The sequence below is a fragment of the Pseudomonas sp. IT-P253 genome (genome assembly GCF_949768125.1).
Lineage (GTDB): Bacteria > Pseudomonadota > Gammaproteobacteria > Pseudomonadales > Pseudomonadaceae > Aquipseudomonas.
Genome location: NZ_CATKPT010000038.1, coordinates 21,857 through 28,014, shown reverse-complemented (window position 1 = coordinate 28,014; position 6,158 = coordinate 21,857). Strand labels below are relative to the sequence as shown.

The following is a 6,158-nucleotide window of genomic DNA, read 5'->3' as shown; positions in this document are numbered from 1 at the left end:
ATTGCTGCCTAGCTTGTAATCGGGGAGGGGACCTTTTGTCCCTATCGCGCGCAAGCCCGCTTCTGTAGGAGCAGGCTTGCGCGCGATTTCGTTTTCAGCCCGTGAAAATAACTAAAGACGCATGCAGGAGCATTGCGCGCCACCATGGGGCGCCAGTCGGTCTTTATCGCGCGCAAAAAAAACGTGGGAGGAAGTCGGCTGGCGTTAAGCCGTTCGTGGCTTGTTTCCCTGGCTTTCGGCGAGAAAGCGCCAGACTGCCGGGTCTTCGCCAAAGGCCGCGTTAAAGCGAAGCCAGGGGGTGACTTCCAGGTCGGGGCGGAAGATGCAGCCGGGGGACAGCAGGATATTCTGCTTGAGCCCTGCGCGTGTCAGAGCCACCGGATCGAAACCTTCCTGGCCGCTACCGATCCACAGATACGGCGCCGGTGCGATGGGGGCCCAGCATTGCCAGCCGAGCTGTTGCAGTTGCTGGCGAGCAAACACCTGCGCCTGCACTAAACGATCGCGCAGCCTCTGGCAGCGTTTGCGCTGGGTACCGTCATTGAGCATCTGCAACGCGAGCCTCTCGCAAAGCTGCGAACTGTAGAGGCCGGTGGTCATCTTGTAGTGCAGCAAAGCTTCGGCCACTGCCGGTTCGGCGGTGACGAAGCCAACCCGCAGCGAGGGGGCCATGCTTTTAGAAATGCTGCCGATATGAATCACCCGCTGCAGGTTGTCGAGGGCGGCCAGCGTTGGCTGGTTGTTCGGTACCAACTGACCATGCACGTCATCCTCAACGATCCAGCAATCATGAGTATCGGCAAGTTGCAGCACGCGATGGGCTACCGCCGGGCTATAACTGGCGCCGGTTGGATTCTGCAGCCACGGATTGGTGAAAAAGGCCTTGGGCCGATGCAGGGTCAGCAGCTCGCCAAGCTTCTCCACATCCGGCCCCTGTGGGGTCCAGGGTACCCCGATTATTTTGACTTTGTGGTCACGCAGATTAGACAGCAGGTTGATATAGCCCGGGTCGTCGACCAGCACACAATCACCCGGGTGCAGCAGGGCGTTGATCACTATGTTGAGCGCCTGGCTGGCGCCCTGGGTAAGCAAGATTTGCTCACTTTGTACGGGTACCCCTCGCTCGTTCAGATGGCGCTGCAGCCATTGTCGAAGGACCAGCAGGCCACGAGACTCACCATACTCGGCAATCAGTCCAGAGCCACGAGCAAGGCTGCGCATGGCCAGGCGAAGGCCCGTCTCATCCAGCCAGCTATCGGGCAGGCCGCCGCTCCCGGGTTGCAAGGCATCAGTATCCGGATGGAACGCATCATCCAGCAGCCAATAGACATCCCCCAGCGGGGCTGCGCTGCGTTGCTGCTCGATACTTGGCGAGGCCTGGGCGACAAAGAAGCCAGCGCCTTTGCGCACCTCGACATAACTCAAAGCGACCAGGCGATCATAAGCCTGTACCACGGTGAAGGTACTGACCTCGAACTCCTTGGCTGCGGCACGAATGGATGGCAAGCGGGCGCCCTGGGCCAGCTTGGCCTGATCGATCAATTGCGAAAAATGCTCCACCAGCCGACCAATACGGGATGTCTTTTGAGGCGAACTCATGAGGGGGTGTGCAGCCTTTTCGACCAATACAGGTACGTTCATCTTAGGGGCTGCTGTGTATGGAATGAAAGTGAATATCGCGTAGTTTGGCGTCGACGTAATCGCACTCTTAACCGGTGTCATGCCTAAGACGTCTACCTGTCGCGCCAAGGCGTTGCAGGTAGAAAAGCTACTACCCCGGTGCTGCTGCACTCGTCTGAACCAATCATTTGGATATTCCCATGCAAGAGCATCGACATGCGCTTATAGCGCAGACCCTTGGCGCACCACGTGAAGTCATCAGCCTGCATTTCGGGCCACAGGGGCAGGGCAAAAAGGTTTACCTGCAGGCCGGTCTGCATGCCGATGAGCACCCCGGCATGCTGGTTTTGCACCACCTCAAGAACCACCTGCTGACGCTTGAGGCCGCTGGCCGGCTGACGGGTGAGGTGGTACTGGTGCCGATCGCCAACCCGATCGGCCTCGGCAACTATGTATTCGGGCGTCAGCTCGGCCGCTTTGAGCTGTCCAGCCGAGAGAATTTCAACCGCCACTACCTCGATCTCGCCGAACTCGTGGGCGAGCAGGTTAGCCGTGAACTTGGCACCGATCCCGTTGCCAACGTCGTGCTGATACGTCGCTGCACCCGCGAACGCCTCGGAGCATTGCAGCCACTCACCGAGCTGGAATCCTTGCGCCTGACTCTGCTGCGCCTGGCCAGTGCTGCTGACTACGTCATCGATGTGCATTGCGACAGTGAGGCCATGGTGCACATTTACGCACACAGCAAACAGCAGGATCAGGCGCGAGTACTGGCCGGCTTCACCGGTGCACATGCCGTTCTGCATGCCACCGAGCAGGGTGGGCCTGACGCCAAAACCTTTAGTTTCGACGAATCCTTCACGGCCATCTGGGACAAGCTCCAACAGCGCTTCCCACATCTGCCGATTCCGCTGGCAACCTTCTCCGCCACGTTAGAACTGCGCGGCCTGTTCGATGTTAGTCACGAGCTAGCGACGCGCGATGCCGATGCGCTGTTGGCGTACCTCGGGCACCTGGGGTTGATCGCTGATGCACAGGCCAAGGTGCCGACACCCTTGTGTGAGCCGACGCCTTTGGCCGGGGTGGAGATACTCAATGCTCCACACGCCGGAGTGGTTGCATACCGCGCACCGATTGGCAGCAGGGTCGAACCAGGCACCGCGCTGGCCGATGTTGTCGATCCACTCAGCGGCCAAGTCAGCACGCTCTACAGCAGCGTGGCTGGCGTTTTCTACGCGCGGGTGATCGAGCGTTTCACCGAAGCCAATACCGAGCTGACGTTTGTCGCGGGGCAAGAGCCTGTGCGCTCAGGCTCACTGCTCTGCGCCTGACGATTTTTTCGGCAGAGCCGAACGGTGCGAGAGCAACAAGATGAACTTCAGGTTTCGTTTCTGTACGTCATGCAAGTTCCAGTAACAGTACTCATGCGCCACAAGCGCTCATGTTGGATATTAGGAATATAACAATGAAAAAAGCATTTCTGACCCTTTCTGCGGTGGCTCTCTGTGTCGCTGCCGGTTCCGCGCTGGCCAAGGAGTACAAGGAGTTGCGCTTTGGCGTCGATCCGTCCTATGCGCCCTTTGAGTCCAAGGCTGCCGATGGCAGCCTGGTGGGCTTCGATATCGATCTGGGTAATGCCATCTGTGCCGAACTGAAGGTCAAGTGCAAATGGGTCGAAAGCGATTTCGACGGCATGATTCCGGGCCTCAGGGCCAACAAGTTCGACGGCGTGCTCTCGTCCATGACGGTCACTCCAGCCCGTGAGAAAGTCATCGATTTTTCCAGCGAGCTGTTCTCGAGCCCAACTGTCCTGGTGTTCAAGAAAGGCGCGGCCATCGACATTGATCCAGTATCGCTCAAAGGCAAAAAAGTCGGCTACGAACAAGGCTCTATCCAGGAAGCCTACGCCAAAGCCGTACTGGACAAGGCGGGTGTAGAAACCCAGGCCTATGCGAACCAGGATCAGGTCTATGCCGACCTGGTCTCCGGTCGCCTGGATGCCTCGATCCAGGAAAAGCTGCAAGCTGAATTGAGCTTTTTGAGGTCACCACAAGGCGCCGATTTCCAGGTCAGCAAGCAGATCGACAGCGAGTTAATGCCAGAGAAGACGGCGGTGGGCATCACTAAAGGCAATCAGGAGCTCAAAGCGCTTCTGGACAAAGGCCTCAAAGCACTGCACGACAATGGCACCTACGCAGCAGTTCAGCAAAAGCACTTTGGCGATCTGAATCTTTACAGCGGCAAGTAACGACCCTGCGCCCATCCCAGGATGGGCGCTTTCTTGATTGCCAAAGGGCTGCGCAATGTTCGAAAACCTATTGCAGATTCTGGGGCTGTCCGGCTTCAGTCTAAAGGGCTTCGGTCCGCTGTTGCTGTCAGGCACCTGGATGACCGTCAAACTATCGGTGTTGTCATTGTTGTTGAGCGCGCTACTCGGCCTGATCGGCGCCAGTTCCAAACTTTCACGATCTTCTGCATTGCGCATTCCTGCGCAACTCTATACCACGCTGATCCGTGGGGTGCCGGACCTGGTGTTGATGTTGCTGATTTTCTACAGCCTGCAAACCTGGCTGACCAGCCTGACCGAAGCGCTGGGTTGGGACTACATTGAGATCGACCCGTTTAGCGCCGGGATCATCACCCTGGGCTTCATCTATGGGGCGTATTTCACCGAGACGTTTCGCGGCGCGATCCTCGCCGTGCCTCGTGGCCAGATGGAAGCCGCAACGGCTTACGGCTTGACCCGCGCCCAGCGCTTTCGCTTCGTGGTGTTCCCGCAAATGATGCGCTTTGCCCTGCCGGGCATTGGCAATAACTGGATGGTGATCCTCAAAGCCACTGCACTGGTCTCGATCATCGGCCTGGCCGATCTGGTCAAGGCTGCTCAGGATGCCGGCAAAAGCACCTACCAACTGTTCTACTTTCTGGTGCTGGCGGCACTGATTTACTTGCTGATCACCAGTGCCTCAAATGTCGTCTTGCGTTGGCTCGAACGGCATTACGCGGCGGGTTCCCGAGAGGCTGTACGATGATTGAACTACTGCAGGAATACTGGCGACCGTTCCTTTACCAGGACGGCAGTCACATCACCGGGCTGACCATGACTCTCTGGCTGCTCAGCGCGTCGATCTTTTTCGGCTTTTTGATGTCGATCCCGCTGTCGATTGCCCGGGTTTCAAGCAATGTCTGGGTGCGCTGGCCGGTGCAGTTCTACACCTATCTGTTTCGCGGTACGCCGTTGTATATCCAGTTGCTGATTTGCTACACCGGGATCTACAGCATCGCCGCTGTGCGCGCCCAGCCCATGTTCGACGCATTCTTTCGCGATGCAATGAACTGCACCATCCTGGCCTTTGCACTGAACACCTGCGCCTACACCACGGAAATCTTCGCCGGGGCGATCCGCAGCATGAATCACGGTGAGGTCGAAGCGGCCAAGGCCTATGGCCTGCGCGGCTGGAAGTTCTATGCCTACATCATCATGCCGTCAGCCCTGCGCCGTTCGTTGCCGTACTACAGCAACGAGGTGATTCTGATGCTGCACTCGACCACGCTGGCCTTCACCGCCACCGTGCCGGACATCCTCAAGATCGCTCGCGATGCCAACTCGGCAACCTTTCTGACGTTCCAGTCGTTCGGCATCGCTGCGGCGATCTACCTGGCGGTCAGTTTCTCCTTGGTCGGTTCGTTCCGCCTGGCCGAACGCCGTTGGCTGTCTTTCCTGGGCCCGGCTCACTAATTCAGGATTTGCGCACATGTACAAACTGACCGTTGAAAACCTGCATAAAAGCTACGGCAACCACGAAGTCCTCAAGGGTATTTCGCTGAACGCCAAAACCGGCGACGTGATCAGCCTGATTGGCGCCAGTGGTTCGGGCAAGAGCACCTTTCTGCGTTGCATCAACTTCCTGGAAACGCCCAACGACGGCGCCATGAGCCTGGACAACCAGCCGATTCGCATGGTCCATGACCGGCACGGCATGCGGGTGGCCGACGAGGCTGAACTGCAGCGCCTGCGCACCCGTCTGGCGATGGTGTTCCAACACTTCAATCTGTGGAGCCACATGACGGTGCTGGACAACATCACCATGGCCCCGCGTCGGGTGCTGGGGGTCAGCAAGAAAGATGCAGAGGATCGGGCTCGACGCTATCTGGATAAGGTCGGTCTGCCTGCCCGCGTCGCTGATCAATATCCGGCATTCCTCTCTGGCGGTCAGCAACAGCGCGTCGCGATTGCCCGGGCCTTGTCCATGGAGCCGGAAGTCATGCTATTCGACGAGCCAACCTCGGCACTCGACCCGGAGCTGGTGGGCGAAGTACTCAAGGTCATTCAAGGGCTGGCCGAGGAGGGTCGCACCATGATCATGGTCACCCACGAAATGAGCTTCGCTCGCCAGGTGTCAAACCAGGTGCTGTTTCTGCATCAGGGGCGCGTGGAAGAGCAGGGGGCGCCCGGGGACGTACTGGGCAATCCGCAGAGTGAACGGCTGCAGCAATTCCTCGGAGGCAACCTGAAGTAAATCCCATAGGAGGCTGAT

6 protein-coding genes are annotated in these 6,158 nt (G+C 58.3%); 5 read left to right on the top strand and 1 reads right to left on the bottom strand.

Annotated features, from left to right (window positions below):
* Positions 1 to 204: 204 nt before the first annotated feature.
* Entirely contained in the window at positions 205 to 1,599 is a 1,395-nt protein-coding gene (locus ACM6IR_RS19865; RefSeq protein ID WP_414909274.1) for a PLP-dependent aminotransferase family protein, read from the bottom strand.
* Positions 1,600 to 1,820: 221 nt separating this feature from the next.
* Between ACM6IR_RS19865 and ACM6IR_RS19860 the strand changes: the two genes are divergently transcribed.
* The 5 genes from ACM6IR_RS19860 to ACM6IR_RS19840 all read left to right on the top strand — a co-directional run bounded on the left by ACM6IR_RS19860 (position 1,821) and on the right by ACM6IR_RS19840 (position 6,140).
* Positions 1,821 to 2,951: a succinylglutamate desuccinylase/aspartoacylase family protein gene (locus ACM6IR_RS19860; RefSeq protein ID WP_414909273.1), complete on the top strand. Its 1,131-nt coding sequence runs from the start codon at positions 1,821 to 1,823 to the stop codon at positions 2,949 to 2,951.
* A 134-nt stretch (positions 2,952 to 3,085) separates the two neighbouring features.
* Complete coding sequence (locus tag ACM6IR_RS19855) at positions 3,086 to 3,868, top strand: transporter substrate-binding domain-containing protein (RefSeq protein ID WP_414909272.1); 783 nt, start codon at positions 3,086 to 3,088, stop codon at positions 3,866 to 3,868.
* Between the two features lie 55 nt (positions 3,869 to 3,923).
* Positions 3,924 to 4,652, top strand: coding sequence for an ABC transporter permease (locus ACM6IR_RS19850; protein ID WP_414909271.1), 729 nt, complete (start codon positions 3,924 to 3,926; stop codon positions 4,650 to 4,652).
* Positions 4,649 to 5,359 carry an ABC transporter permease gene (locus ACM6IR_RS19845; protein ID WP_414909270.1) on the top strand — a complete coding sequence of 237 codons (711 nt, stop codon included), beginning with the start codon at positions 4,649 to 4,651 and terminating at the stop codon, positions 5,357 to 5,359. Before ACM6IR_RS19850 ends, ACM6IR_RS19845 begins: the two co-directional genes overlap by 4 nt.
* 16 nt (positions 5,360 to 5,375) lie before the next feature.
* Positions 5,376 to 6,140: an ABC transporter ATP-binding protein gene (locus ACM6IR_RS19840; protein WP_414909269.1), complete on the top strand. Its 765-nt coding sequence runs from the start codon at positions 5,376 to 5,378 to the stop codon at positions 6,138 to 6,140.
* The last annotated feature ends 18 nt before the right edge of the window (positions 6,141 to 6,158 follow it).